The organism is Elizabethkingia argenteiflava, from assembly GCF_009904105.1.
Classification (GTDB): Bacteria; Bacteroidota; Bacteroidia; order Flavobacteriales; family Weeksellaceae; genus Elizabethkingia; species Elizabethkingia argenteiflava.
Genome location: NZ_JAAABJ010000351.1, coordinates 1 through 328, shown reverse-complemented (window position 1 = coordinate 328; position 328 = coordinate 1). Strand labels below are relative to the sequence as shown.

1 protein-coding gene is annotated in these 328 nt (G+C 45.1%); it reads left to right on the top strand.

All coding sequences use genetic code 11. The features are described from left to right. A partial coding sequence (locus GNY06_RS03960) for a transposase (protein WP_176589954.1) occupies positions 1-328 on the top strand: 328 nt, incomplete at both ends.

The following is a 328-nucleotide window of genomic DNA, read 5'->3' as shown; positions in this document are numbered from 1 at the left end:
GACGGCCTGAAAGGTTTCCCCGAAGCGGTTGAGGCTGTATTTCCTAAAACCAGGGTACAACTTTGCGTGGTTCATCAAATCCGCTCCTCCATGCGCTATGTTCCAGACAGGGATAAAAAAGCGGTTATGGAGGATATGAAGCCAATCTACAAGGCAAATAATGAAGAGCAGGGAAATCAAAGGCTGCTTGCCTTTGAAGAGAAGTGGGCAACAAAATATCCCCTGACCTGCAAATCCTGGCTGGACAATTGGTTAAATCTCTCTGCATTCTTCGAGTACGATGAGGTAGTACGAAAAATCATATATACTACCAATCCAATTCAAGGGG